Raw genomic sequence first — 25863 nt, 5'->3', positions numbered from 1 at the left:
GGGGCCCGGGCTGCGGAAACGGAATTCTGCCGGGACAGCTGCCTCCGCCGGGCGGGGGCAACTGTTCCCACCCAGCCCTTACGGCAGGATGATGTCGCGGGTCCGGTGATCGTAGTGGATGACCAGGAGGCCGCCGCCGTGGTGCACCTCGTGGTTGGGCCCGTCGAACTCGCCGTAAGCGCCGTAGTTCTCATCCCAGGAGCGGTTCAGCGCGATCTTGAAGCTGTAGGACCCGGCCGGAATTTCCGCCGCGATCTTCCAGAGCTGGTCCACCTGGTCCAGTTCCATCTGCGCTTCGTCGTACTGCGGGGCCCAGTTGGCGGGGGCACCCAGCAGGACGTTGAAGTCACCGGCAACCGCAACGGCGCTCGGCTGCTCGATGGTCTCGGTGGTGAGCGCGTCGATAGTCTCGGTGCTGAGCGCGGGCGCCTCCGGAGCGGCGGCCGGGGCAACGGACGGCGCCGGAATTTCCGCGGCGGCTGGCGTCTTCTCTGCTGTTGTCTTGCGCTTCCGCACGGCCTTCGCAACCGGGGCGACGGCGTCTTCGACCAGCTTGGCGGCCTTGCCGGCCACCTTGGCGGCCTTCGACTGCGGCTCTTCCGCGGTAGCTGCCTTCACGGCGGGCTTGCCGGCGGGAGCAGCCGGCAAGGGGGTCTCGGCCGGAACCGGAGTGCCGGCGTCGAGCGCTGCGGCAAAAGCAGTCGGCTCGGCGAAGGCGACCGTGGCCCGCTGGCCATCCTCGGTGATCGACCAGCCGGAGCGGCCCTTGACGAGCCAGCCGGCCTTGACCAGCTTCGCGGTGGCGGTGGTCAGCGTCTTGTGACCCCGGGGAATGCCGCCGCTGAGGAGTTCACGCTCGTGGTCATTGAGAGGCACCTGCTCGATCGCTTCGCCCAATACTGCTCCGGCGTTGAGTTTTTCACCTGTCCACACCCCCTCTGCCAGGACATCCAGCACGGCCTTGAGCCGAAGGTTGGTGTTTTCCGCGGTGTTCGCGCCCATGGGTCTCCTTTAGAAGCTATTGATCCACCTGCATTTTGCCAATAATGTGGGCGTTTTTGCGAGTGGAATCGATTAACTCTGTGTGTCGTGACCCACTATGACAGCCCGAACCGGTGTCTGCGATGGATCAACGCCCCCATACCCGCGAGTAGCTTTCCTGTAGGGTAGCGGAATTCCCGCCGCAGCCGCTGCCCGGACCACTGGATTGAGACGATGGGCGCGGGCACAATGGTCGCTATATGTCCCGTTCCTCGGGAGGCCGCATGCCTCGATTCAAGGTCTGGCTGCAACGACACCGCCTTCTGGCGTTCTTCGTCCTGGCAAGCGCCATTTCCTGGTCGTCCCGGCCGTCCCTGCTGCCGGACACTGCTCCCCCGCCCGTTCTCTTTGAGGAGATTCCCATGGAAACACGCACCCTTGGTTCACTCACCGTCTCCGCCCTGGGCTTGGGCTGCATGGGCATGAGCGAGTTCTACGGCCAAGGCGACGAATCCGAGTCCGTCGCCACCCTCCACGCCTTCCTCGACGCCGGCGGCACCCTGCTGGACACGGCCGACATGTATGGCCCGTTCACCAACGAGAAACTGCTGGGAAGGGCCATCGCCGGCAGGCGGGATGACGTCGTCCTGGCCACCAAGTTCGGGAATGAACGGCGGCCCGACGGCTCCTGGGTCGGCATCAACGGCTCCCCCGACTACGTCCACGCAGCCTGCGATGCGAGCCTGCAGCGGCTGGGCGTCGACCACATCGATCTGTATTATCAGCACCGGGTGGACCAGGGTGTCCCGATCGAGGACACGGTGGGAGCCATGGCCGAGCTTGTCCAGGCCGGCAAGGTGCGGCACCTCGGCCTCTCCGAGGCCGGCGACGACACCGTGCGCCGGGCTAATGCGGTGCACCCGATCACCGCCCTGCAGACAGAATACTCGCTGTGGGAGCGGGAGCCCGAGGCCAAGATCTTTCCGGTCCTTGCGGAACTCGGCATCGGCTTCGTCCCGTACAGCCCCCTGGGCCGCGGCTTCCTGACCGGCCAGCTACGCAGCCCCGACGACTTTTCGGAGGACGATTTCCGGCGCCACTCGCCGCGATTCCAGGGCGAGAACTTCACCCGGAACCTCGAACTCGTGGACCGGGTCAAGGAGCTGGCGGACCACAAAGGCTGCACGCCGGCCCAGCTGGCGCTCGCGTGGCTGCTGGCACAGGGTGAGCACATCGTGCCGATCCCGGGTACCAAGAAGCGTGAACGCCTGACAGAAAACCTAGGAGCTCTCGACGTCGAGCTGTCAGCCGAGGATCTCCGGCGCCTCGACGAACTGGCCCCCGCCGGCGCGGCAGCCGGAGCGCGCTACCCGGACATGGGCACCATCGACGGCTAAGGCGTTCAGCCCCTAGCCCCACCCTTCGCGTTGCCCTATCGGTTATGGTCCCTTTGCCCCCGTTTTAGCGACCATGACTGATAGGGCAACGGAAGCTCAGTGGCCGGACTCCGCAAGTTCCGCCAGCAGCTCGGCCTTGCGCTCCTCGCTGGCGAATGAAGAACGGATGGAGTTCGCCGCCAGACGTACGCAGTCGAACTCGGACAGGCCGATCACCGACTTCAGCTTGTCGAAGTTGTCGTCCACGTACCCGCCGAAATAGGCGGGATCGTCCGAGTTCACGCTGACGTTCAGCCCGGCCGCGAGCATCGCCGGCAGTGGATGGTCCGCCAGCATGTCCACGGCCCGGAGCCGGACGTTCGACAGCGGGCAGACGGTCAGCGGCATGAGGTCATTCACCAGCCGTTCCACCAGTTCGGGATCCTCCATGCAGCGGATGCCGTGGTCGATCCGTTCCACCTCCAGGATCTCCAGTGCCTCGATGATGTACGACGGCGGTCCCTCCTCGCCGGCGTGCGCAATCCGGTGCAGCCCGGCCTCCTTGGCGCGGGCAAAGAGCCGCTGGAACTTCGCCGGCGGGTTGCCCACCTCCGCGGAATCCAGGCCGATCCCGGCGATCGGGGCATTGAGCGCCAGCAGCTGCTCCAGTACGTCGAGGGCGGATTCTTCGGGGAGGTCGCGCAGGAAGGCCGCTATCAGCAAGGTGGAAATGCCGAATTCCTCCAGGGAGCCCTTCAGCACCGACGCCACGCCGTTGATGCAGGTCTCCAGCGAGACTCCGCGGGCCAGGTGGGCCTGCGGGTCCAGCATGATCTCGGCGTGCCGCACCCCGGCGAGCGCCGCCCGGGCCAGATACGCCCGGGTCATGTCGGCAAAGTCCTGCTCGGTCTGCAGCACCGCCATGTTGACGTAGTACAGGTCGAGGAATGACTGCAGGTCCGTGAACTCATAGCGTGAGCGGAGCTGCGCAATATCCGCATACGGCAGCCGGATTCCATTGCGTTCCGCGAGCGCGAAGATCAGCTCGGGTTCCAGCGTTCCCTCAATGTGCAGGTGCAGCTCAGCGACCGGCAGAGCACCATCAACTCCGCCGGGCGTTTCAGCCAGTTCGAGGACGGCGCCGCTGTCCGGATCGGTGGTTGCCGCGTCTGTGCCGGAGGCGTCAGCGCCGCCGTCGTAAGTGTTCATCCGGTAAGGATATGCCCGCCGCTGGTCAGGGCCGATAGAGTCGAACCAATGCAGAATGAAAAGCATGCTTCCGATCTCGCCACTTTGACCCTCGACCACACCGCAGATGGTTTTGTCCGGGTGCGCGGCGCGCGGGAGAACAATCTGCGCAACGTGGACGTGGACGTGCCCCGCGACGCGATCGTCGCGTTCACCGGGGTCTCCGGCTCCGGCAAGTCGTCCCTCGCCTTCGGCACCATCTACGCCGAAGCGCAGCGCCGCTATTTCGAATCCGTGGCGCCCTACGCCCGCCGGCTGATCCAGCAGGGCCACAACCCCAAGGTGGAGGCGATCACCGGGCTGCCGCCCGCCGTCGCGCTCCAACAGCGCCGCGGCACGCCGAGCTCGCGCTCCACGGTCGGAACGCTCACCACCCTGTCCAACTCGCTGCGCATGCTTTACTCGCGCGCCGGCAGCTACCCGGACGGGGCCAGCCCGCTGGACTCGGACGCGTTCTCGCCCAACACCGCCGCCGGGGCCTGCCCGGAGTGCCACGGCCTGGGCATCGCGCACACCGTCACCGAGTCCTCCCTGGTCCCGGACCCGTCGCTGAACATCCGCGACGGCGCCATCGCCGCCTGGCCCGGCGCCTGGCAGGGCAAGAACCTGCGCGACATTCTCACCCACCTGGGTTACGACGTCGACACCCCCTGGCGGAAGCTGCCCAAGAAAGACCGCGACTGGATCCTCTTCACGGAGGAACAGCCCGTGGTGGAAGTGACGCCCCAGCGCGACCGCGTCGCCAAGCCGTACAAGGGCCGCTTCTGGAGCGCCCGGAGCTACGTCCTCCACACCCTTGCCGACTCCAAGAGCACCACCATGCGCGACCGCGTGCTGCGCTTCATGGAAACCGGACCGTGCCCGCGCTGCGGCGGCAGCGGACTCCGGCCCGAGGCCCTCGCCGTGACGTTCGCCGGACGGTCCATCGCCGAGCTCAACGCCGTGCCGATGACGGAGCTCGCCGAGATCATTCAGCCGACGGCGGCACTCACCGAGGCCGGCACCGCCTCCCGGAAGCAATCCTCCGGGGAGGGCAACGAGGTGGCCGTCGCCATCACCCGCGATCTCCTGCAGCGTGTCACCGTCCTGCTGGAGCTCGGCCTCGGCTACCTCGCGCTGGGCCGCTCCACCCCCACCCTCTCCCCCGGCGAAATGCAGCGGCTCCGGATCGCCACCCAGCTCCGGTCCGGGCTGTTCGGCGTGATCTACGTGCTGGACGAGCCCTCCGCCGGCCTACACCCGGCCGACGCCGAGCCCTTGCTCGCGGTCCTGGACCAGCTCAAGTCCTCCGGCAATTCGGTCTTCGTGGTGGAGCACAACATGGACATCGTCCGGCGCGCCGACTGGCTCGTGGACGTGGGTCCCCGCGCCGGCGAAGGCGGCGGCGAAGTGCTCTACAGCGGCCCGGTGGCCGGCCTGGCCGAAGTGGACGAGTCCGTGACCCGGCCGTTCCTGTTCCCGGATGGTGCCGTGGTGTCCGCCGGCTTCGGGCCGGCCCACGGCGACCGGCGGGAGGCCGCGGGCTGGCTCGAGCTGCGCGGCATCACCCGCCACAACCTGCGCGAGCTCGAGGCGAACTTCCCGCTCGGCGTGCTGACGGCGGTCACCGGCGTTTCCGGCTCGGGCAAGTCCACCCTGGTCAGCCAGGTCCTCGCCGAGGTGGTCGGCGCGCGGCTGCATCCGGAGGCCGGTATCCCGACGGACGCTGCGGAATCCGACGCCGACGCCTTCCCTGCCGCGCCCGGCGAACCGCTGACCGTCGGTCCCGTGTCGGGGCTGGACCAACTGGACCGCCTCGTCAGGGTTGACCAGAGGCCGATTGGCCGCACCCCGCGCTCCAACCTCGCCACCTACACCGGGCTCTTCGACGCCGTCCGCAAGGCATTCGCGGCCACGGACGAGGCCAAGGCACGGGGCTTCGGCGCCGGCCGCTTCTCCTTCAACGTTGCCGGCGGCCGCTGTGAAACCTGCCAGGGCGAGGGCTTCGTGGCCGTTGAACTGCTGTTCCTGCCGGGCAGCTACGGTCCCTGCCCGGAATGCCACGGTTCGCGCTACAACCCGGAAACCCTGGAGGTGACGTACCGCGGCAAGACCGTGGCGGAGGTCCTCGGCATGACGGTCAACGCTGCCGCGGAGTTCCTCGACGACGTGCCGGCCGCCGCGCGGAGCCTGCAGACCTTGCGCGAGGTGGGCCTGGGTTACCTCCGCCTCGGCCAGCCGGCCACCGAACTCTCCGGCGGCGAGGCCCAGCGCATCAAGCTCGCCACAGAACTCCAGCGTGCCCAGCGCGGCCATTCCCTGTACCTGCTGGACGAGCCCACCACCGGTCTGCACCCGGCCGACGTCCAGCTTCTGATGGCGCAGCTGCACCGGCTCGTGGATGCGGGCAACACGGTCATTGTGGTGGAGCACGAAATGGATGTGGTGGCCGCGGCAGACTGGGTGATCGATCTGGGCCCTGCCGGTGGCGATGCCGGCGGCCAGATTGTCGCCGTCGGGACTCCTGCCGCCGTCGCGCGGTCCAAGAAGAGCCGGACGGCGCCGTACCTGGCCGCTCTGCTCGGCGGCTGAAAACGGGAGTCGCGGCTTAATTGTCGTGCAGTAAGCCGAAAAAATCACGTCTTGATAACGGCGAGACTCTCACTTAGCCTTGGGTCCATGCCCGCTTCCGGGTATTGAATGCCCGGTGCCGCCACCACCAGATACTGCCCGACCGGCGGACACCGTAATGACCTCTATTGTCATGGGGCGGGCAGTGGTGCGACAACGTCCGGGGACGGACCGAGCGCCGGTGGCCCTCAGGAGCATCTGTCACCATGAAGAAATCAACCTACAGCACTGTCGCGCGCCGCGGCATCACTTTCGCGGCGGTCTCGATCGCAGGTGTGGCGCTCTCCGCGACATCGGCCAATGCGGCGGTCCCTGGCTCTCCCGCTACTAACGTCTGGGACTCCCTTGCCCAATGCGAAAGCAGCGGCAACTGGGCCATCAACACGGGCAACGGCTACGCGGGCGGGCTGCAGTTCAGCCCCGGCACGTGGGCGGCCTATGGCGGGACTGGGTCTGCGGCGAACGCCAGCCGTGAGCAGCAGATCGCCGTCGCCGAAAGGGTGCAGGCGGGCCAGGGCTGGGGGGCATGGCCCGCCTGCGCCGCGAAACTTGGCTTATCCGGGGGCGCGGTGGCACCGCAAAGCGCGTCCGTCACACGGGCACCCGCGGCAGCCAAGGCGCCTGCCACCAAGACCCCTGCCACAGCTAAAGCTCCCGCGGCCAAGGCCCCCGCGGCCGCGGCGCCTGCCCGGAAAGTGGCCCCCAAGGCCGCCGCCCCGGCAGCCCGGCATGTTGCTGCAGTACCGGTGAGCGGCAAGACCTACACGGTCCGGAGCGGCGACACCTTGAGCAAGATTGCAGCCCAGCTCGGCGTCGCCGGCGGGTGGCAACAGCTAGCCGACGCGAACACCGCAACCATCAGCAACCCAAATCTGGTGTTCCCCGGCCAGGTGCTGCGGCTTCCCGCCTGAACCGCTCGCGGAAGTAGGTGTGAACCACGACGCCGGAGCGCTCCCCCTTTGGGGTGGCTCCGGCGTCGTGCTTATTCTTGAGCCGTGCAGGTTTTGGCAGCGCAGTCGGCGTCAGGCAGCGCGCGGTATCTCGCGGATAATTTGGACCTTCCACGCGGCGTCGTCGCTGGTGTCCAGCAGGGCAACGGTGCCCATGGCAAGGTGGAGGGCCACCCGCTTGGCGGCAAGAAGCTCAAGGTAGAGGTTTTCGTTCATCCGGCCCGGCGCGTCAATGACGTATTTCACGGCGTCGCGGACCTTGCGGTAGTTGGCACTCTGCTCCCGGTGCAGGTGCAGCTCCAGCAGTCGGCGCTGCTTGATCCGTGGTTCGTGGCGGTTCAGCCAGGACACTGCGGCGTGGACCGCCACCACCAGCGCCAGCGAGATGACGTAGATCTCCCAGCCGCTGGAGAGCAGGAACAACGGCAGGTTGGCGATGGCCACCACCGCGATGAACAGACGGAGCGCAAGAAGCCGACGCATCGTTAGCGCCACGGAGGCCATGGCTGCCCGGAAACCGTGTTGCTCCTTGCGGGCCGCCTCCGGGTCAATAGTGAATTCCTCCAGCACCAGGATGCCGTTCGCATCGGGGCTGAGCATTTGTCCGTACTTGGGCGCGAACGGCGCTGAAACTGCAGTGTTCATGGCGTGTCTTCCGGGGCGGCGGGAGTGGTTCATGCTATTTTATCCGCCCACCGCTACCCCTGTCTGCCCTGTTCCGAAATGTGAACACGCTCACCACGACGCTCCTGCAATTGGCGCATTTGGTCCGGGGCGTCAAACTGGAGAGATGCAGACTTTCCTCCCCTTCCCCGATTTCCAGCAGAGCGCCGCGGTTTTGGACCGTGCGCGGCTCGGCAAGCAGCGCGTTGAAGCCCTGCAGGTCCTACGTGCGCTGGTGATCCCGGAGTACGGCTGGCAGTCGCACCCGGCCGTCCGGATGTGGATGGGGTACGTTCCCGCGCTGACCCTCTACGGTCTGGCCATGGTGGATGACTGGACGGCCCGGGGCGGCGAGGACACCACACGCGAAAAGATCATGGAGTTCGCACCTCAGGCCGCACACCCTGACTATGCGGCCAAGATCCCGATGCCACCGTGGCTGGGCGACACCGACTTTCACTTGAGCCACCGCTCCAGGCTTATCGCCAAGGACCCGCGCTTCTACGCCCCGTTGTTCCCGGATACGGAAGGGGACCTGGAGTACGTCTGGCCGGAGCCCCGGCTCGAGCTGCTGCCCGAAGAACCCGCCGGTGAGCGCATGTGGGTCCTCCGGCTTCCGCTCGGCGACACCGCCCCGGAGCATCTGAAGACCGTCAGCCTGCCGCCCGTTGGAGGCACCAAGGCCGCGGCTGGGGACGATGACTACCAGTTCGTCTACGCGGATTCGGGCGCGCGCCGCCCGGCCAAGGTCCGCAAGCTGCCGCCGAAGCAGCTCGTCAAGAAGCCCACCCGGAAACGCCAGCATCAGGAAGAGGCGTTCACCACCCTTCCGGGCAACTCCGTAGTCGCCATCCCGGTCGACGGCGGGCGCTCCTTCGCAGTGGGCAAGGTCCTGGGCCGCCCGATCACCGTCGACGGCCAGTTCGCACGCAATTTCCAGGTGGACGAGATCGTGGACCGCTCGGACTTCGATTACCCGGCGCTGCTGCAGGATCCGCGGGCCTTCTTCCCGATTCCCGCACGGTAACCTGAGCCGTCCGACGGCGGCCCTCGGCTGCCAACGCGAGACGGCGGCGCTCGGCTGCCGACGGCGGCTGCAGCCCGTCGTCGTGCAGTCGCCGAAGGTTTCAGCAGTTGACAGTCTGCTCCAGTGGCAATCCAGTCCACGAGCCAACCCGTGCGGTCAGCCGGAAGGTGTATTTTCCCTTCGCGGTGCCGACGAACATAGTCACCTGCATCGTGCCTTCGCCGGAGAGCGGAACCACGGAGGGCGATCCGCTGGGCGGCGTTAGGGTTGCCGTATAGCCGGTGGCACGGTCAACTTCAGCAAAATCCGTAAAAGTGATAATTGCACCTTTTGCACCGTTCCCGGTCCTGCATTCCAGGGTGCCGCTGATGGAGGCCGGGGCTGGGACCTTGTACGTGCCAACACTGACCGCAGCGGTGGTTCGGGCCGTGAATGTGGCGTAGGCAAGACCGGGAGCCCCCAGCACCAGGGCTACCGCAACCGGAACCGCCAGCAGTCCCCGCAGCCGCGCCAACCAAGCGGGCGAGACCCGCGGGGCTGCCGGGGTGGCCTTGGCGTCGATCACGGGGTGCACTTTCTGTCTGGGCGTCCGAACTGGAGCTCCCACTCTTGCAGTCCAGCTTCAAAGCAAGGGCCGGTAAACCCTCAACATTTGCTCAAGAAATCCGTGTTAGCCTGTAGCCAATGTGACGCATGGGGTCTGCGTCACAGTCTGTGGCACATGTGAAGACTGTGGCACAGGGTCTCTCGTCTCAGAAGCTGGGGTTATGGTCAGTTCGGTGAGTCAACTCCGCGCTGTCGTCGTTGATGACGACTCCGACATCCGGCTGCTGGTTCGCAGAACGCTGGAGATGCAGGGTTTCGCCGTCTTCGAAGCTGCCTCCGGTGCGGAAGCACTCCTGAGCATCCAGGAAAACGGGCCGGACGTGGTGACGCTGGACCTCAACCTTCCCGATTTGGACGGCGTGGAAGTGTGCCGCCGACTGCGCAAATTCTCCGAGGCCTACGTCATCATGATCACGGCGCGCGTGGACGAGATCGACGAATTGATCGGCCTGGAAACCGGCGCCGACGACTTCATCAGCAAGCCCTTCAGCCCGCGCAGCGTCCAGGCGCGGGTGACAGCGGTCTTGCGCCGCCACCGTCCCACCCCGCAACGCCCCACCCCGCTTCGGCGGGCCACCGATTTTCTGCCCCGCCCGGCCACCAACACGGCAGACGACACGGCCGCACCGCGACGGCGAGCGGGCGACGTCGCGCCCATGGACGCCGCACGCAGAACTGACAGCGCCGCCGAGGCGAACGCGCCGCAGCGGCGCCGGGCGGGCGACGTCGCGTCCTTAATGCCTGGGGATTTCGCCGGGGATTCCCCTGCGGGTCCCGGCGTCGCGACGGGAAATGGCCGACCGCACGACGCCAACGGTGTCGTGCGGCACGGTCCGCTCGTCGTCGAGGTCGAGGGCCGGGCAGCCTCTTTGGACGGCGTCGAACTGGTATTGACGCGCACGGAATTTGACCTTCTGGAGGCCCTCGCCTGCGCGCCCCGGCGGGTGTGGACCCGGAAGGCCCTATTGACCAAGGTGTGGGGCAACGATTGGACGATGGACGAGCACCTGGTGGAGGTGCATATCGGCAACCTGCGTAAGAAGCTCGGAGACAAGGGCCGCGAACCTCGGTTCATCCGTACGGTACGCGGCGTTGGATACCGCATGGCACCGGCGGAAGTGGTGGTGTAACTGTCCGCGCCGCAGTCAGCCCGTCGCGGTGCGGACAATGAGTCCGTCATGGACCGGCAGTCAGTCCTCGCTGAGTATGGTCTGCCGGGCCTCGAACCGCTCCGGCCTGGCCCGGGGTCGCGGCTCCCGGATGCGCTAGGCCAACTCCGAAAGTTGCTGACCCTGGCCACCACAACCACCGGCATCCCGTTCGGCGTAGTCAACATCATGACGGCCGACGAGCAGCACCACATTGCGGCCGTGGGCATCGACCCGGGCGTCTGTTCCCGCGAAGTATCGATGTGCGGCCGGGTCTTCCTCAGCGGCGAAACGACCGTGGTGCCGGACGCATCGCAGGATCCTCTGTTCCAGGACCATCCGTTCGTCTCGGGGCAGCTTGCCTCCATCCGGTTTTATGCTTCGGTTCCGCTCACCACGGCCGACGGCTTTGTACTCGGATCGCTGTGCCTCTTTTCATCCGCTCCTGCCGAGCTCTCGCCGGACAAGAAGGCAGCGCTGGAGATCATCGCGTCGCAGGTAGTGGAAGTCCTTGAACTCCAGCACCACGCCCGGATGCTGGCCCGGAGCCTGGCCGAGGCACGGAACAGCAACGCGTTGCTGGAATCGTTCGCCGGACGCATCAGCCATGATCTGCGCAATCCGCTGACCAGCATCATCGGCTTCACCGAGCTCGGCGAACTGCAAAGCACCGCGGATGCGGCCGAGTTTCGCGCCATTGGCAGGACCTCGCGGCGGATGCTGGCCATGCTGGACGACATTTTGTCCTTTTCTCGCATCGGTGGGGCGCTCCGTCTCCGGAAGGTGTCCCTGGCCGCGTTGGTCGGCGAGGTGGAAGAGGATCTGGCCTCGCGGCTGCACGAGGCGGGGGCGGTCATTGAAGTCTCGGACTTTGTCCTGCAAGCCGACGCCGAGCAGCTGCGCACGCTCCTGCAAAACCTCATCCACAACGCCGTGAGCTACCGCCGCCCCGGGGTCCCGCCAAGGGTTCTGGTCAAGGCCGAAGCCGTCGACGACGGCGTTGAGGTACAGGTGACGGATAACGGCAAAGGCATTCCAGCGGACGAATGGGCCCACGTCACGGAGCCGTTGGTCCGGTTACACCGCGACGACGACCCGCCGGGTTCCGGCTTGGGGCTGGCCACCTGCGTCCGGATCGCCAACGCCCACGGCGGGCGGCTGGAGATCGGTTCGGGCCCCGACGGCGGAACCACCGTCTCCGTCAGACTCCCCGCGTCAGCTCCAGCTCCGGCTCCGGCGGTGCAGAAAAACTGAGGAGTGCGCCCACCTGCCGCGCGAAGTCAGCGGCGTTGGTGTCGAGGGCCCCTGCCGCATCCCTGGCGGCCGCCAGATCGCCGGCGCGAATGCTCATTTCGATCGACCGGCTGCGGCCTTCGAGCTGGATGGCTCCAGCCATTGCGGCTGACGTGGCCACACTGAGGATCGCGACTAAGGCACTTTCACTCCTGCCTTCGAGCAGGCTTCGCTGGATACGAGCCAGCCTCTCGGGCAAGTTTTCCAGGAAGCGGCCGACAAAGCCCTCGGCGTAGGACCGCGAATTTAACTCAACAGCGAGCCTGTCGATCTGTCCGGGATCCAGGACCAGGCCGACTCCGTTGTTCATAGCCTGTCCGATTCCGGGTCTGGTCCTGAGTTGTCCTCCGTGGCGGATGCCGCGGCGGCTGGCTCATTGGGCTTTCCCCAGATCGAGGTCAGCACTAGAACCACGAGCAGGGCGGACCCGCCGTACAGGAGGGCGGACTGCACGAACGGCTGGCGCAAGGCCCGAATAAGATCGCCAAGGTAGGGCAGGACTGCGGCCTCGGTGTAAACGTAGTCTTCGGACAGCACGGCAGTCCACGGGTCCGGCCCGGGGTTGGCGTCGCCCTTGGTGGTCACCGAAGTCTCGCCGGCGTCGTCGCGCTCGATGCTCATAATGCGGTGGGTTTCAACCCGGCGATCGTCAATCGGAATGCTGTAGGTGATGACGTCGCCGACCTTCAGCTCCGACACCGGAGTCTTCACGCTGACCACAACATCGCCCGGATTGATCCCCGGCGACATGCTCCCGGTCAGCATGGTGGAGGTCTGGTAGCCCAAAAAGCGGGGCCCGACGGCAAGGAAGAGGAACACCAGGGCCGCCAGCAACAGGATGACGGTGAAAACGGAACGTCCCGCCGCGGCGACAAACTTCGACGTCGGGGCTCCCTTGAGTTTCGACGCTCCTGCTGCCCGACGGCGCGCGCGGGACCGTTCGCCCGAGTCCCTGGTTGAGCTGGTGACAGTACTCACGGGATGGTTCCCCCTGCCGGTGCGGATAGTACGAATGAGGCGAGGAGCTCAGTCCGGCCGGGTCCGGGCCGGACTGAGCTCCCGAGGAGTGCTACTTGTTTCCTGCTGCGCGGATTGCGGCGTTGAAAGCGAACGTGACATTGCTGTTGAGGCCCTGGAAGTCGTTGCCCGCGGTTGTCGGAAGTGAAAGCGTGATGCGGAGGTTGTCAGTCAGTTTCGCGGTTGTCGAAGTCAAACCTGACAAAGACATGTTCTCCCCGATCACAGCGCGCTTGGCAAGGACCACGGCACCCTGGGCGGGCGTGCCCGCGGAGACACAGGTGTAGGGCCCGGCTCCGGATCCGGACCACGCAACCGGACAGCTGTCGATCTGCAACTGCAGACCGCTGACCGTATCGGAGGTCAGGAGGCTCGAGGGCGCCGAACTGGTCGTAAGCGTGATCGCGGTCAGGTCGAGCGTGCCCCCGTTGACCAACTTGATCGTGCGCTGCATCGTGTCACCCGGAATTACTCTTGCGGCCTGGATGCTGAGGTTGCTCTCGGCACCAGTCAGGTTAACCGTGGCCGCGTCCACCGCGGCGGAGGCCGACGTGCTGGCGGTGAAGGCACCGTACGTGCCCATGCCTGCGACGCCGGCAGCGGCGGCCAGGAGCGCGGCGGAGGCAAGGACCTTGCTGGACGTGGACTTGAGGTTGAGACCCATCAGATATCCGTTTCGTGGAGCCGGTCATCGGACCGGGCGAAGTAGTTGTATCCGCCAGCCTCTGGCCGACTGCTACAACAATGCCGGGCATCCTTCAAGGCAGTGCTCCAGTGCAGGACAAGATCACTTCAAGATTTACTCAAGCCCGTCCAGGGTGTCTCCTGAACACTGGCAGACTGGCACTATGACTGTTTTGTTGGCCGGTTGCGGCGATCTGGGCACCGAGGCTGGGCTGCGTTTTGCAGCGGCCGGCCACCGAGTGGTGGGCTGGCGGCGTTCGCCGGAGAAACTCCCGGCCGAGATCGAAGGGGCCGCGGCTGACCTGAGCTCCGGCGAACTGCCGCCCATCCCGGCGAACACCTCCGCCGTCGTCGTCGCCATTGCGGCCGACTCCCCAACGGAAGATGCCTACCGGGCCGCCTATGTCGACGGGCTCTCGAACGTGCTGGATGCCGTGCTGGCGTCCGACGTCGGCATCGGCCGCGTCCTCTTCATCTCCTCCACCGCCGTTTATGGGGACGCCGGCGGCGGCTGGATTGACGAAAGCACGACGCCGGACCCCGGCGGGTTCTCCGGCCGCATCATCCGCGAGGCAGAGGAGCTGCTCTTCGACCGGCTCCGGGGTACCGGCATTACCCCCGTGTGCCTGCGGCTGGGCGGCATCTACGGACCAGGCAGGACCCGGCTGATTGACCAGGTGCGTGGCGGAACAGCCGTTCTCCCGGCCGAACCGCGCTTCACCAACCGCATCCACCGCGACGACGCCGCTGCCGCCATCGTCCGGCTGTGCACTATGGAGGCGGTGCCTAACCCCGTATATATGGGAGTCGACAACGATCCCGCTGAGCTGGGCGAAGTGTTGAGCTTCCTTGCGGCCGAGCTGGGACTCCCCCGGCCGCCGTCGTCCGGTGGCACCGCTGCAACGGCTGGCAGCGAGCCCGCGCGGGGCGGCAATAAGCGCTGCAGCAATGCGCTGCTTAGGAGCACCGGTCTCGAGTTCCAGTATCCGAGTTTTCGAGAAGGCTACCGCGACATTCTTGCTGGCGTCGGCGTGCGTCATCCCTAGTCTGCTTTCACTTTCACTGCCCATTTGCGAAGGAACCCATGGATTTTCAGCACATTATTGAGACGGTCGGCCGCTATATGGACTTCGCTGGTGTGGCCGTTATGGTGATCGGCGCCGTCGTATCCATCCCGCTGGCATTGCGGGGATTCCAGCCGCGGCGTCTGCCGGCAGGAGCGGAACCGCTCTCCGCCTACCGTTCCTACCGCCAACTGCTGGGGCGATCCATCCTGCTCGGCCTGGAACTGTTGGTCGCCGCGGACATCATCCGGACCGTCGCCGTAACTCCCACTTACGATAGCGTCGGCGTGCTGGCCATCATCGTGCTCATCCGGACGTTCCTGAGCTTCTCACTCGAGCTGGAGATCACCGGGCGCTGGCCCTGGCAGAAGGAGCCCGAACGCTCTCCTACTGCGGCTGCTGCGAGCTGACGCGCATGGGCCCCGATCCCTGGCCGGATGCCCCGAAGCTGCCGGCGCCGATCATCATGGACCAACGATGGACAGACGCCGTCTTTCTGCATTGGCGCATCCCTGAGACGGTCGCCGCGGCGTTCATGCCTCCGGGAGTGGACCCGGACCTCTTCGACGGGTCCGCCTGGGTGGGCCTAATCGGGTTCCGGATGCAGGGTGCCGGTCTGGGGCGCGGGCCGGGCGTCCCATACTTCGGGAGTTTCAACGAGATCAACGTCCGCCTTTACTCCCGGGAGCCGAATGGCACACGCGGGGTGGTTTTCCTGAGCCTGGATGCTTCGCGATTGGCGGTCGTGCTGGCGGCGCGGGCGGCCGGGATTCCATATGTGTGGTCGCGTTCGCGTTTGCTCGGCCCGGGGTCTGCGGAGGCAGCGGAGGTTGCGGGGCCGTCGGGGTCTGCGGAGGCCGCGGAGGTTGCGGGGCCGTCGGGGTCTGCGGAGGCAGAGGGCGCTGCGATGCGCCGGTCCGCGGGGTATTCCGTCCGCCGGTTCCGGGGCGGCGGCCGGAGCGTCTTCGCGGTGACTCCCGAACTCGATGCCGACGCCAACGACCCTCTCTCGATCCACCTCACCGCCCGGTTCGGCCTCCATACGCGAGTCCGGGGCCGAACCCTGTATGTCCCCAACACCCATGTCACGTGGCCGCTGTATCGGGCGCAACTGACCCGGTTTGAAGACCAACTTGTCGCCGCCGCAGGCATCAGCGTGACGGGTCCGCCGGAATCCGTACTGTTCTCGCCCGGAGTCCGCACTCAGTTTGGCCTGCCGCGGGTTGTGGCGCGGGGGTTTTGAGCGACGGCGGAGGTTCATGCCACGGTGGGTATGGGACGATGGCTCACTGACGAGCGGCAGCGTGGCTGGCCGGCGGCTGGGCCTCAGGACGGGCGAGCTGGCGGGTGGTCGAACCGCACCAACAGCGGGGATGCTGACGCCAGTCAGCGGAAACGCTAAATTGTCCGGCCCCCCGGGCAGAATGTAGTCATGGAAGCCGTCAGGGATTTCCTCCCGTTCCAGGACACGGACCAGGCCGCAGGCCAGGTCCAGCATCCCGGCGTGGACGCCGGTGTTGCCGACGCCCTCGCGGCGCTCCAGGCGGCGAGTTCGACGGCGGTGGCCGACGCGGCGTTCTGGGGATTCCGGGCCGCGTCCGACTTCGCCGGCCGGGTGGAGGAACTCTCCCGGACCGTGGAGTATTTCCAGCTCGTCGCGGCCGCGGCCGTGGACCGTACCCGGCGGCAGGCCACGGCCGAAGCTGGAAACAGCCGGGGCGCCGGGACGCCGGGCTGGACCACCGGCTGGCAGGACACGTCCGCCCCTGGTGGTGACGCCGGAAGCCCGGGCGGTTTTGCCGCCTCGGATGGTTCCCAGGCCGGGAGTGACGCCGAGGCTGTGGATGACGGGTACCGGAACACTACGGAGTTCCTGCGGGCCCGGTTGCGGATCAGCGCCCCGGAGGCCCGGCGCCGGCTCACCCTCGCCGAGGACCTGCTGCCCCGGACCCGGTTCGGCGGCCGGGAACTGCTGCCGCCGGTCCGTGAGGAGCTCGCCGCGGCGGTCGCTTCCGCCGAGGTCGCGTCCCGGGCCGCGAGCATCATCACCGTCGCGCTGGACCGGGTCCGGCACATCTGCGACGTCGAGACCTCGGCGCGGATGGAACATGCCCTGACCCGGACCGCGGCCGAAAACGACCCCGACTTCCTCGTCCGCGTCGCCCGGAGCTGGACCGACGCAATCGACCAGGACGGCGCCGAACCCTCCGAGGAACTGCTCCGCCAGCTCCAGGGCGCCTTCATCCGCAAGCCCCGCCACGGCCTGCACCACCTGGAGATCTTCGCGACCAGCGAACAGTTCGAGCACCTCCTCGCGGTCATGAACACCGCCACCAACCCCCGAACACCCACCCCGGACACCGCCAACGGCCCCACGGCCGCTCACGCAACACCCGGCCACGCCGCGACCGACGGAACCGCCGCCGCGGACGGCTTCGTCCCCACACAGGACGGCCACGCCGGTGCCAGCATTCGGGCCGGGGGCGTCCCGGGCGCCGGGCCAGTCTTCGCTGCGGAAGCTGCCCCGCCGGGCGTCTCCAGCGCTGTGGAGGCGGCAGGAGCAGCCGGTGAAGCGGCCGCGCCCGGCACGGCCTTTGCCGGGTTCCCGGACGCCGATCCGCCCGCGGTCCTGGATCTCCGGACGCGGCCACAGAAACTCCTCGACGGACTCGTCGGCGCCGCCAAGGTCGCCCTCGCCGCCGGCACCCTCCCGGCCACCGGCGGACTCCGCCCGCAGGTCATGGTCACCATCGACTACCGCGACCTCCTGGCCCGGATCCGGCTTGAGGACAACACCCCGGACGAACCCGGCCCCACGGCGGGAACAGGCGCGGCCGGGAGCTCGGCGGCCTTCGGGCGGCCAGTCTTCGAGCGACAGGAACGCACCGGGACGCTGCTGTTCACCGGCCCCGTGACCGCCTCAACCGCCCGGAAGATTGCCTGCGACGCCGACATCATCCCGGTCCTGCTCGGCGGCGAGGGCAGGATCCTGGACATCGGCCGGAGCTCGAGAATCTTCCCGCCCCACATCCGCAAAGCCCTCACCGCGCGCGATCAGGGCTGCGCCTTCCCCGGCTGCACCATCCCGGCGCCCTGGTGCGAGGCCCACCACATCAGCTACTGGTCCCACGGCGGCAGCACCGGCACCGAGAACGGAACGCTGCTCTGTTCCCACCACCACCATCTGATCCACAAGGAACAATGGACCATCCAGCTGCGCACCGGGATCCCGTGGTTCATCCCGCCCCCGCATCTGGACCCACGCCAGCGACCCCGCCGCAACACCTACTTCCAGCCCGCCGGCCACCCCCTAAGAGCCTGACAATCCGGCTGCTGTCAGCCCGGCCGCCTGACTGCGACGCGGCTTTACCTGACGCCAGCAGCCGCGCGTTGCTTCGTCCTCCGTCCTACGAGTTCTCGCGGGACGTGATCCCGAAACTCGGGGACTGCAGCTCGGTGAAGTTCCCGACGCTGGCGCGTACGGTGCACTGGGGCGTGATCTGCAATGCCGTCACGGTGAGCCCCGCGCTGTCCACCGCCAGCGCCCCGCCGCAACCGTCGGAGAACCGGACCCCCTTCTCGCCGCCGCCCACCGCGGCGAGCATCTGCGAGGGCTTGCCCGACGCGGGACTGACGTAGAGCGGGTTCAGCTCGTCGGCGCCGCCGGCCCACACTGGCACCAGTGTGATCTTCAGCGGGCTGGGCGTCACGACTCTCGCCGGAGTTCGCACCTCCACGCCCTTTAGGCGCTGGACTGGATAGGCGGTGCCCTTGACGGCGGGGTCCTGCGTCGCGGCCGTCGTCGCCTCGGAACCGGCGCGCAGCCACGCGTCAATCGCCTGCTGGTCCGCGGTCTTGACCGACACCTTCGCGGTCACCTTGACGGACCCTCCCGCCGGGATCTCCAACCCCGAAAGCTTCCAGCCGCACTCGACGTCCACGCCGGTGATCGAGGCCTGATTCCGGCTAACCGTAGCCCCGTCCCACGTGACCGCCGGGCACGCTTCTCCCTCGGCCACGCCCGGGATCACCTCAAGGAATTCACCGGACAACGGCGCCTTTTGCGCCGCATAAGCAACAGTCAAGCGGATCTCACCGGAGGACGGCTCGTAGGAGGCATCCCGCGAGATCGTCAGGCCGGTCGGAAGGGCCGCGTCCTGCAGCTGCTTGGACACCTGGTCACCACCGGCCTTGGGCGCCTCTTGCTGGCCCGTAGGTGCGAGCACGACGAACCCGGTGACCATCGCGGCAAGGAGAAGGGCCGCGGAGCCGGCGAGGAGAAGCGCTTTACGAGTGCGCCAGAACGGGGCGGCATCCATTTCCTCGAGCCGGGCCTCCGCTTGGGGCCGCACCTCGCGGCGCGGGAGCGGACGGGCGATGGTTGCGCTGCCTGCCTCTCCGAGCTCGGGCGCCTCCCCGGCGTGGTCAGCCGACGAGGTTGACGCGAAAGCCGTGAGCAACTCGTCCGTGAAAGCGCCCCGGACAACCGTGGCGGAGCGTTCGGCGTCGTCGAAGTCCTCCGGGGCCCCGGCACGCGCGATCGGGGCGGCGCCGGCAAGGCGGGGCACCAGACGCCGGAGCATCGACGCGGCCTCACGCGCGGTCGGGCGCTGTGCGGGGTCTTTGGACAGCAGCCCGTCGAGTATGTCCCATACCGCGTCGTCCACGGGTATTCGTGGCGGGCGCGAGGAAACGTGGCGGTAAGCGACGCTGAAGTCGGTCCCGGGCCCGGCGAAAGGAGTGCGCCCGGCGAGGAGCTCGTAGAGCAGGACGCCCGTTGAGTACACATCGCCCGGCGGGCCGGACCGGCCCTGGCTGATGAGCTCGGGCGGCATGTACTGCGGGGTGCCGATGAGACCTGTCGTCTGGCGGATCCTCTCGCCCACGACGTCGGCGATGCCGAAGTCGGAGACCCGTACATCGCCGGCGCCGCACTCGGGCCAGGGGCGGGCGAGGAGCACATTGTCCGGCTTAATGTCGCGATGCGTCACACCCCGCGAGTGGGCGAAAGCCAGTGCGTCGAACACTTCGGCGGCGACGTTGACCGCGTCCACGGGACGCAGCGGGCCGACGCCCTTCACCGCGTCACGCAGTGAACCTCCCGCGACGTAGTCCATGACGATGGCCAACCGCGCACCTTCCACCACCATGTCGCGCACCGTGACGATGTGGGAGTACTGCAGCCCAAGCAGGACGGATCGCTCGCGGACAAAACGCTCCACGAGCGAGGGATCGTCGGCGTGCTCAGGGCGTAGGACCTTGGCGGCGAACGTACTGCCGTCGGTCGAAGTGACGGTCCAGACCTCGCCGACGGCGCCGGAGCCCACCCGTTCACCGAAGCGGTAGGACGCTCCCAGAGCCTCACCCGTCTGTGCCAATTTCATACCGTATTCTCCAACGCTGTCGATTTGATTCCCCAAGGCCGCCCATCGGCCACTCTTGCTTGGTGTCCGCTCGACGTCGGGCTCAGCCCCCGGCGCTCATCGACTGAATCAGCGCCAGCTGCCCGCCTACCCCGATGTATCCGCGCCCAGGAGTCAACGCCACAGGCGCCCTGCGCGGGAGTACGGCGCCCAGCAGCTCGCCGTCGTAATCTACGTCCGGTTGCAGCAGCACGCCCAGGCGGGATTTGCGGAGCGTCTTGGTCCAGTGACTGTACAGCCCGCGGAGATCCGCGGCCCGTCCGGCCGCAATGATACAAAGCCCCGGCTGCCCGGACGTCACGACCCCCGCGATGGACTGATCGGCGTCCTCGAATCGCTCCGCGTCGTCGATCAGGAGAAACACTGTGCCGCGCTCGAGCCGCAAGGAGGCCAGCAGGCCCGGCACCTCGTCCGTGCCCACGGCTACGCGATCCAGGCCGGCATGGGCCAAGGGCGAGCGGCGATCGCAGATGCCCCACACTTGCGCCGGCCCCCGGGAGCTGGCAACCCCCCGCAGGGCTGCGGCCAGGGCAAGCAGCAGCGTGGACTTACCCGAACGGGCGGGCCCGGCGATAAGCGCGTGCTCGCCCTCGTAGATCTCCAGGAACGCGGGGGCGAGGTCCGCCTCCCGTATTCCCACCGGGATGAGCCAAGGCTCGGCCTCCAGCCGGGGTTCCACGCCGAGCTCAAGCATCGTGACGTCGGTGGGCAGGCGCCTGATGGCCGCGGTCTTCGCGGGCGCATGCGCCCAGACCTGCCGCACACGTTCCACCGCAGCCTCGACCCCGATGCCGGGGGTGGCCACATGCATTTGGAGCGAGGTGCGGGGATCCACGCAGCGGCCAGGAAGCGCGGCAGGGATCTCCTTGCCCCGGACGCCGAGCGAGGAGTAGTCGTAGGCGTCCGCCAGCCGGAAGAGCCACTTCTGCAGGGTCACCTCGTTCATGGCCGAGGGCACCGCCTTGGCGCGTGTGGTGGAGACAGCGAAGGACAGACCCAGTGCCGGGCCGTCCGCGTAGGCCCGGTACAGCAGGGACAGCAGCTGCTGCCCTTCGAAATCCTGGAACTCATCCCGCAGCGAGGCCAAGCCGTCCAGCAGCACCACCGTGCGGCGGCGCCTGCCAGGATCCGCTCGGCGGTTCTCCAGCTCTGTGTGCAGGTGCCGCAGGAAGCGGGCCTGCTGCTCCTTGGCACCGGCACCGGTTCCCACATACGCCACGGTGTGCGGCAGGCCTTCGAGCGCCTCAAGCTCACGGGAGCCCAAGTCGAGGATCATCAGATCCAGCTCGGCCGGATCGGCGTCCTTCGCCAGTGTCAGCGCGATCGAGGCCAACGTGGTGCTCGTGCCGGAGCCGGCCACACCCATGAGCATCAGGTTCCCCATGGACATGTCCCATCCCCCCGCGGACTGGCGCTGCAGGTCCGGCTCGTCCACGATCGTCACCAGGACAGAGGAGCCTTGGACGGCGCCCACCACCGGCAGGAGCCGGGGTGCCGGGTCGGTGGAAGAGCCGGACAGTTCGGCAGGGAAACCGCCGTCCGGCTGAGGGAGAAAACCCTCCAGCTCCACGCGCTCGCCCAGGGCCTCGGGCCAGACCTGCCGTGGCCGGGCGTACCCTGCCTCGGCGTTGGCTTCGACAACCGCGTCGATGAGGAGGTCCAGGTCGTTCTCGTCCACGGCCGCAGCCCGCGGTGGCGCTGCGGCGGGCACGGGGACGCCAAACTGGCGTACCTCGCGCACGTCCACGGCGGAGCCGCCCCCGAGCTGCGCCCGTCCGGTCACGAGGGCTGTCTGTACGGGCGTGATGTCGTCCTGGCCCAGTTTCACAAATGCGCGGCCCATCTGGGCCCGGCCGATCGCCGAGGCGGCGGGCACACCGATGACGTTGTTGGAGTCGTCGCGGCTCTGCACGCGCAGGGCCACCCGAAGGTTCGTATTCGCGAGGATGTCCTCGCTGACGACGCCGGCCGGGCGCTGTGTCGCCAGGATCATGTGCACACCCAGGGTGCGGCCCACTGCACCCACGCTGACGAGCGCCTTGAGCACGTCCGGGAAGTCCTTGGCAAGCATAGCGAACTCGTCGATCACGAGCAGCAGCCGGGGCATCGGCTCGGCCGGCTTCGTGGCCAGATAGGCGGTCAGGTTGTCGATGCCCTCGCCGGCCTCTGCGAAGACCCTCTGGCGGCGCTCCATCTCGGCCTCCAGGGCCCGGAGGGCCCGGTCAGCGAGCTGCTCGTCCAGGTTGGAGATCGTGCCGATGGTATGCGGGAGGCGTTCGCATGCCTTGAACGCCGCCCCGCCTTTGAAGTCGACGAGGATGAAGTTCAGGCGGGTCGGATCGTTGCGTGCCGCGAGGCCTGCAACGAGAGAGCGGAGAAACTCAGACTTGCCGGAGCCGGTGGTGCCGCCGACCAGGCCGTGCGGGCCGTCCTTGACCAGGTCCAGGGTCAGGGTGCCGTTCTCCCCTGTGCCGATCGGCGTGGAAAATTCGGTCGGAGCCTGCCACAGGCGGCGGATCGTGGTCGAGTCCGGGCGGTCGTAGCCGAGGAGCCCGGGCAGCCGCACGAGCGGGGGCAGGGAGGCGCCGGGCACGCTCAGCTCCGGATCATCGAAGTGCGCCACGCGCATGGCGCAGCGCAGGGCCTCCTCCTGGTCCAGGCCCGCCAGGATGACGTCCTCCACGCGGGTCAGGTCCTCCGGCTGGTCCACAGTGGCCGCGGCGTCCTCCCCCACCCTGATGATCGTGGTGCAGGAGGCCGGCAACTGCTCCTCCGAGGACGCGATGACGATGCCCGCCACCCGGGGCGGGCGCTGCTGCGGGATTACGTGAACCCCTGGCATGGACCGGCCCGTGCCGAGCAGCGCGCGTGCCGGGGCGTCCCTGCCCTCCGTGAGCACCTCGGAGTCCAGGAGGACCAGCAAAGCGGGTGTGGGCAACTCCTGGACTGCATCCTTGAGTGTCCGGAGCATGGCGACGCTCGTCTCGCGGTGCGCGGACATCCACCGCTCCCCCGTGCTGCTCCCGGCCTGGCGCGTGTGCGGCAGCCAAGAGGCCCATTCCCATTCGTCGGCGCGCCCGGCGTCGCAGAAGACGCCGACGGTCAGGTCTGCTGGGCCCACGTGCACCGCGGCCTGGGCAAGGAGGGATCGCGCGAGGGCCAGGGCCCCCTCCCGCAGCCCCACGATGCCCACCACGCCGGCGTCGGTTAGGTCCACGAGCACGGGCGCGGCCTGCAGGCGCGCGGCCGCAAGGGACTCCTTCACCTTCTCGTCCAGCCGCCCGCCTGTCGCGCGGTCCACTTCGGGCTTCCAGGGGACGTCACCTGTGCCGGCGTGCAGGGCCAGGAAGTCGTCGGCGTCTGCGCGGCGCTGCCACAGTGACGTGGCGGGGAGTGCGGGGCGCCGGACTACGGTCGCGGGATCGGGGATCATCCGATGACGTCGTGCGGTCTCAACCGCTGCAGCCGCGCGGACCTGCTGCTCGAACTCCTGGATCGCCCCGGCGAAGCGCGCGTCCTCTTCCTTGAGGCCCCGGGCATGACGGCGCTTTTGTTCGAACCACATGCCCACGGCCATCACTGGGCTGAGCATGGCGAACATCGCGAAGCGCATGTCCCCCAGAAGCAAAACCATCGCCCCGGCCATCACGAGGGGCGCCAGCACCGTGATGTAGCTGAACTTGCTGGCTGGCGGCACTTCCTTGCGGCTCGGCGGGACCAGGGTGTCGCCCGGCCGGGCCTGCCCGGGGCGAGGCGGCCGGTTGAAGGGCGCGGTCGCCGCCGGCGTGAGGTTGTTCAAGCTGCCGGGCGCCGGGGCGGGCGTCTCGTCCAGGGACCGGCGCAGGAGGAGCACCGTGCCTCCCGCCGTGATCGTGGCGGTTTCGGTGACCAGGACCCCGTCCTCCCCGACGGGTTCGCCATTGACGAGGGTGCCGTTCGTGGACCCGCCATCCAGCACCCGTAAGCCGTCCTCTTCGCGGCGCAATCGGCAGTGGTCCCATGACGCGCTCCCGGTGGGAAGGCTCAAATCGGCGTGCGGGGACCGGCCGATGAGCATCTCGCGCCCCTGCGGAACGTCGGTCACACCGCCGGTGCGCTGCCCGCCGGCGAGCGTCACGCTCCAACCGCGCACGCGCTGCGGAGTCGGCCACGGCTCCCGCGAGATGCGGCTGCCCTCCAGGAAGATCAGCTCCGAGACGGGGGTGGAACCACGCACCTCGGCGTCGTCCACAAACACCGCCTCATCGGGTGCCAGCCGCGGGCCGCCGGCGGCCTCCACGAAGTCCGCCAGCGTGGTGGCCGGCGCGGCGTGAGCCACCTCGCACTCAAAGCGACGCTCGTCCAGGTCGATCAGCACACGCACCGGGGCGCTCCTTCCGTGGTGGAATGGTGACCCGACGGCTCAGGGGCGAGCCGGGGACAGGTTGTCAGGGTGTTGCCGGCGCCGGCGCCGGCACCCAGACGAGCCGCGGGGCGTTCTCGTCCGGCGGGCGCAGGCCCAGGTCCTGGGAGGATGCGTAGACCGGGACTGTCTCCGCGCTCAGCGCCCCGGAGCGCGAGAAATCCAGCGCCGGCCCGGCGAGGCCCTCACCGGGGCCGAACGACATAGTGCGCAACGCCGCGCCGACCTTGACCGGATCACCGCTGTCAGCCAACGCGGCCGCCCGCACGAGGGCGACGACGGCGTCGTGGCTGCATGAGTCCGCCGCCCATGCGTCCGCGGCGAACGTGGCGTCGGCCGTCAAATTCTTGATCTCCGGGTCGCCGGATGCCAGGCGCACGGCGGAGAGGAAAGCGGACATCCCGCGTCCGTGGGCGTCCTGCTGGAGCGCCGTCGCGTCGCCGCCGGCCGGGGCAACGCTGACCAGCTGCCCGGAGGCGGCGCCGTCGAGTTCGGCAAGCGTGGAGGCGAAGGCCGGGGCGGTAGCACCGGCCGGAATGATCAGGGGGACGGACACGTCGCGGGACTGCAGGGCCTGGACCAGCCGGGCCAGACGCTGCGGGGTGGCGGCCGAGACGACCACGGCGTCCGCGGGCTCGGCGACCCTCGTGGACTCCGCACCTGTGGGGGCGCCCTCGACAGGTGGGCGCAGCTGGTCGCCTGTTTGGATGGCGGCCTCCTGGGCCAGGTCCGTCACCTGTTCGAAGCCGTCGAGGCTCAGGGTCTGCGCAATCCCGGCCGTGGGCGGGATCTCACCGCCGTCCGCGACGAGCAGCACCCTGTTCTTGCCGTTTAGCGCGGTTCGAAGGGCGGCCTCGGCCGATTCGCCCGACGGCCCAGTGGTCCAGGTGGCCGGCGCGGGGTCCAACGGTTGGGCGTAAGGCAGGATCGCCGGGAGGCCGAGCTCCTCGGCGGTCTTAGCCGCGGCCCGGGCCTGCGGACCTGTGGTCGCCACGACGACACCCGACACTCCCTGCTCGCCGAGCGCGCGAACGGCGGCACGGGCGCCGTCCTCCGTGCCGCGGTCGTTCTGGGCCGAGAGTACGACGGCGGCGCCCCCCTGGGCGAAGCGCTGTGCGGCAACGATCGCGCCCTGAGCCGCCTGGTTGTACTCGGAGCCGGGCTCGCCGGACTGGCCCAGCGTGAGGACGACGCCGATGGAGAAGTTCTTCGGCAAGCCCTCGGCCCTCAGCTCAACGGGAACCGTCGCTGCTACCGGATCAGGCCGAGGCACATCCTTGGGGCGGTTCAGCGTGAAGGTCAGGGCGATCGTAGCCGCCACAACGACGGCGGCCGCCGCGACGATCAGCGTCATGATCCTGCTACGGGAGC

Annotated in this window: 20 protein-coding genes; 10 read left to right on the top strand and 10 right to left on the bottom strand. The window is 68.2% G+C overall.

Features of this window, described 5'->3' with window-relative positions:
* Positions 1 to 78: 78 nt before the first annotated feature.
* Positions 79 to 1002 carry a pullulanase X25 domain-containing protein gene (locus tag OM977_RS04235; RefSeq protein ID WP_264356291.1) on the bottom strand — a complete coding sequence of 308 codons (924 nt, stop codon included), beginning with the start codon at positions 1000 to 1002 and terminating at the stop codon, positions 79 to 81.
* A gap of 401 nt (positions 1003 to 1403) precedes the next feature.
* Here OM977_RS04235 and OM977_RS04230 point away from each other — a divergent pair, with 401 nt between their 5' ends.
* Positions 1404 to 2378: an aldo/keto reductase gene (locus OM977_RS04230; protein ID WP_264357286.1), complete on the top strand. Its 975-nt coding sequence runs from the start codon at positions 1404 to 1406 to the stop codon at positions 2376 to 2378.
* Between the two features lie 96 nt (positions 2379 to 2474).
* Here OM977_RS04230 and OM977_RS04225 read toward each other — a convergent pair whose 3' ends face one another.
* Positions 2475 to 3566, bottom strand: coding sequence for an adenosine deaminase (locus tag OM977_RS04225; protein ID WP_264356290.1), 1092 nt, complete (start codon positions 3564 to 3566; stop codon positions 2475 to 2477).
* Between the two features lie 48 nt (positions 3567 to 3614).
* Between OM977_RS04225 and uvrA the strand changes: the two genes are divergently transcribed.
* Both uvrA and OM977_RS04215 read left to right on the top strand, forming a co-directional pair.
* Entirely contained in the window at positions 3615 to 6176 is a 2562-nt protein-coding gene (gene uvrA, locus OM977_RS04220; protein WP_264356289.1) for an excinuclease ABC subunit UvrA, read from the top strand.
* Positions 6177 to 6421: 245 nt separating this feature from the next.
* Complete coding sequence (locus tag OM977_RS04215) at positions 6422 to 7126, top strand: LysM peptidoglycan-binding domain-containing protein (protein WP_264356288.1); 705 nt, start codon at positions 6422 to 6424, stop codon at positions 7124 to 7126.
* Between the two features lie 111 nt (positions 7127 to 7237).
* On the opposite strand, the gene OM977_RS04210 is transcribed toward OM977_RS04215, so the two are convergent.
* On the bottom strand, positions 7238 to 7810 hold the full coding sequence (locus OM977_RS04210) for a hypothetical protein (protein WP_264356287.1): 573 nt from the start codon (positions 7808 to 7810) through the stop codon (positions 7238 to 7240).
* Between the two features lie 145 nt (positions 7811 to 7955).
* On the opposite strand from OM977_RS04210, the gene OM977_RS04205 reads away from it, so the two are divergent.
* Entirely contained in the window at positions 7956 to 8855 is a 900-nt protein-coding gene (locus tag OM977_RS04205; protein ID WP_264356286.1) for an MSMEG_6728 family protein, read from the top strand.
* Positions 8856 to 8955: 100 nt separating this feature from the next.
* On the opposite strand, the gene OM977_RS04200 is transcribed toward OM977_RS04205, so the two are convergent.
* Entirely contained in the window at positions 8956 to 9462 is a 507-nt protein-coding gene (locus OM977_RS04200) for a hypothetical protein (protein WP_264356285.1), read from the bottom strand.
* Positions 9463 to 9634: 172 nt separating this feature from the next.
* On the opposite strand from OM977_RS04200, the gene OM977_RS04195 reads away from it, so the two are divergent.
* Complete coding sequence (locus tag OM977_RS04195) at positions 9635 to 10591, top strand: response regulator transcription factor (protein ID WP_264356284.1); 957 nt, start codon at positions 9635 to 9637, stop codon at positions 10589 to 10591.
* A 48-nt stretch (positions 10592 to 10639) separates the two neighbouring features.
* Positions 10640 to 11863, top strand: coding sequence for a GAF domain-containing sensor histidine kinase (locus tag OM977_RS04190; RefSeq protein ID WP_264356283.1), 1224 nt, complete (start codon positions 10640 to 10642; stop codon positions 11861 to 11863).
* Here OM977_RS04190 and OM977_RS04185 read toward each other — a convergent pair.
* From OM977_RS04185 to OM977_RS04175, 3 genes are all read right to left on the bottom strand, one after another.
* Positions 11811 to 12212 carry an Hpt domain-containing protein gene (locus OM977_RS04185; protein WP_264356282.1) on the bottom strand — a complete coding sequence of 134 codons (402 nt, stop codon included), beginning with the start codon at positions 12210 to 12212 and terminating at the stop codon, positions 11811 to 11813. The genes OM977_RS04190 and OM977_RS04185 overlap by 53 nt on opposite strands.
* Positions 12209 to 12880 (bottom strand): signal peptidase I, encoded by a 672-nt coding sequence (locus OM977_RS04180; RefSeq protein ID WP_264356281.1) that lies wholly within the window; start codon positions 12878 to 12880, stop codon positions 12209 to 12211. Before OM977_RS04180 ends, OM977_RS04185 begins: the two co-directional genes overlap by 4 nt.
* Positions 12881 to 12971: 91 nt before the next feature.
* Complete coding sequence (locus tag OM977_RS04175) at positions 12972 to 13583, bottom strand: CalY family protein (protein WP_264356280.1); 612 nt, start codon at positions 13581 to 13583, stop codon at positions 12972 to 12974.
* Positions 13584 to 13767: 184 nt separating this feature from the next.
* Here OM977_RS04175 and OM977_RS04170 point away from each other — a divergent pair, with 184 nt between their 5' ends.
* The 4 genes from OM977_RS04170 to OM977_RS04155 all read left to right on the top strand — a co-directional run bounded on the left by OM977_RS04170 (position 13768) and on the right by OM977_RS04155 (position 17989).
* The gene (locus OM977_RS04170) at positions 13768 to 14649 is read left to right on the top strand and encodes an SDR family oxidoreductase (RefSeq protein WP_264356279.1); all 882 of its coding nucleotides are present in this window, start codon (positions 13768 to 13770) and stop codon (positions 14647 to 14649) included.
* Between the two features lie 38 nt (positions 14650 to 14687).
* Positions 14688 to 15077 (top strand): DUF1622 domain-containing protein, encoded by a 390-nt coding sequence (locus OM977_RS04165; protein ID WP_264356278.1) that lies wholly within the window; start codon positions 14688 to 14690, stop codon positions 15075 to 15077.
* A 5-nt stretch (positions 15078 to 15082) separates the two neighbouring features.
* Entirely contained in the window at positions 15083 to 15910 is an 828-nt protein-coding gene (locus tag OM977_RS04160; RefSeq protein ID WP_264356277.1) for a YqjF family protein, read from the top strand.
* A gap of 189 nt (positions 15911 to 16099) precedes the next feature.
* Entirely contained in the window at positions 16100 to 17989 is a 1890-nt protein-coding gene (locus OM977_RS04155) for an HNH endonuclease signature motif containing protein (protein ID WP_264356276.1), read from the top strand.
* A gap of 85 nt (positions 17990 to 18074) precedes the next feature.
* Here OM977_RS04155 and OM977_RS04150 read toward each other — a convergent pair whose 3' ends face one another.
* From OM977_RS04150 to OM977_RS04140, 3 genes are all read right to left on the bottom strand, one after another.
* The gene (locus tag OM977_RS04150) at positions 18075 to 20051 is read right to left on the bottom strand and encodes a serine/threonine-protein kinase (protein ID WP_264356275.1); all 1977 of its coding nucleotides are present in this window, start codon (positions 20049 to 20051) and stop codon (positions 18075 to 18077) included.
* Positions 20052 to 20133: 82 nt separating this feature from the next.
* A complete protein-coding gene (locus OM977_RS04145) occupies positions 20134 to 24453 on the bottom strand; it encodes an FtsK/SpoIIIE domain-containing protein (RefSeq protein WP_264356274.1) in 4320 nt (1439 codons plus the stop codon).
* 64 nt (positions 24454 to 24517) lie between these two features.
* Positions 24518 to 25846, bottom strand: coding sequence for a hypothetical protein (locus OM977_RS04140; protein ID WP_264356273.1), 1329 nt, complete (start codon positions 25844 to 25846; stop codon positions 24518 to 24520).
* Between the last annotated feature and the right edge of the window lie 17 nt (positions 25847 to 25863).

Source organism: Pseudarthrobacter sp. MM222, assembly GCF_947090775.1.
GTDB lineage: Bacteria > Actinomycetota > Actinomycetes > Actinomycetales > Micrococcaceae > Arthrobacter.
This window is presented reverse-complemented; position numbering and strand designations above follow the sequence as displayed.